The organism is Methylobacterium sp. E-005, from assembly GCF_022829725.1.
Taxonomy (GTDB): Bacteria; Pseudomonadota; Alphaproteobacteria; order Rhizobiales; family Beijerinckiaceae; genus Methylobacterium.
In genome coordinates, this window is the sequence record NZ_JAKSYG010000241.1 from 1 (window position 1) to 1,316 (window position 1,316).

The following is a 1,316-nucleotide window of genomic DNA, read 5'->3' on the forward strand; positions in this document are numbered from 1 at the left end:
GGGCACATCCGTTCGGATAACGGGCCGGAGTTCATCGCTCGATCTGTCCGTGACTGGATCGCAGCGGTTGGCTCGACCACGGCCTATATCGAGCCTGGCAGTCCGTGGGAGAACGGCTCTTGCGAGAGCTTCAACGTAAAGCTGCGGGATGAACTCCTCAACGGTGAGGTATTCTATACTCTCAAGGAGGCGGGCGTCGTGATCGAGCAATGGCGGAGGCTCTACAACAGCATCGGGCCGCACCCGTCGCCGGGCTACCTGCCACCCGCGCCGGAGGTCGTCCTCTGGCCAACCGAACCGAGCGGATCAGTGCCGTCCGCGCGCCCTGCCATCGTCAGCCGACCGACGATGCACTAACTTCGAACTCGGGCCACCGAATGGGGGCAGGCCAAGCTGACCCGGCGACGCCATCGGCTGATGCCGGCTTGATCAGCCGATGATGTTCGAGGCGTTAGGGATCCAACTCGCCATGACCGTCTTGCGAGTTGCAACGACGTCATGACGAGGCATAGCTGGTTGGTCCCCGGGCGGGATCGACCAACGAAAAACACCCCAGGAGCGGGGGCTCCCAGGGCGTTGCCGATCTAGCGGCCAGTTTGATCAGGCTGGGTATGCGAAGGTCAGCCGGAGGCTGGTCTTCGGCGATGGAGAACGACGAGGAGGACCAACTACTCCTCGCCCTCCACCGCATCTCCCGGCATCGCTGCCGGGAGCAGCTCGACCGGATCTCAGTACGAGCCGAACTTGTAGTTCAGGCCGGCGCGGACGACGGCGAATTCGTCGTCGCGGCGACCGATGGCGCTGTAGGCCACCGGGACGAGGTTGGCGGCGTTGACCACCAGGGCGCCCTGGTTGCGGTTGCCGCGCTCCAGGTTGACGTACAGGCCTTCGACCTTGAGCGTCACGGCCGACGAGCGGAAGAAGTTCAGGAACGAGTCGGTGGGGAGCGCGTACTCGACGCCGCCGCCGACCGCGTAACCGGTGCGGAAGCTGTCGTTGCCGGCGTAGCCGCCGAACGAACGGTCAGCGCTGCCCGAGCCGTAGGCGAAGCCGCCGGTGCCGTACACGAGGGTGCGGTCGAAGGCGTAGCCGAGGCGGCCGCGCACGGTGCCGAAGTAGTCGAGGCTCGACAGGCCGCGCGGGTCGGGCAGCGCTGACCGTTCGTTCGGCGGCTACGCCGGCAACGACAGCTTCCGCACCGGTTACGCGGTCGGCGGCGGCATCGAGTACGCGCTCCCCACCGACTCGTTCCTGAACTTCTTCCGCTCCTCGGCCGTGACGCTCAAGGTCGAAGGCCTGTACGTCAACCTCGACCG

1 protein-coding gene and 2 pseudogenes are annotated in these 1,316 nt (G+C 66.0%); 2 read left to right on the top strand and 1 reads right to left on the bottom strand.

The features are described from left to right. Positions 1–357, top strand: a 357-nt coding sequence (locus MKK88_RS30625; RefSeq protein ID WP_244007014.1) for an integrase core domain-containing protein, incomplete at its 5' end; no start/stop codon positions are given. A 371-nt stretch (positions 358–728) separates the two neighbouring features. Here the strand turns inward: MKK88_RS30625 and MKK88_RS30630 are convergent. After that, positions 729–1,145, bottom strand: a pseudogene (locus MKK88_RS30630) (outer membrane protein); the annotation flags it as partial. Between MKK88_RS30630 and MKK88_RS30635 the strand changes: the two are divergent. Beyond that, positions 1,141–1,316: pseudogene (locus tag MKK88_RS30635) on the top strand (porin family protein); the annotation flags it as partial. The pseudogenes MKK88_RS30630 and MKK88_RS30635 sit on opposite strands and share 5 nt — an antisense overlap.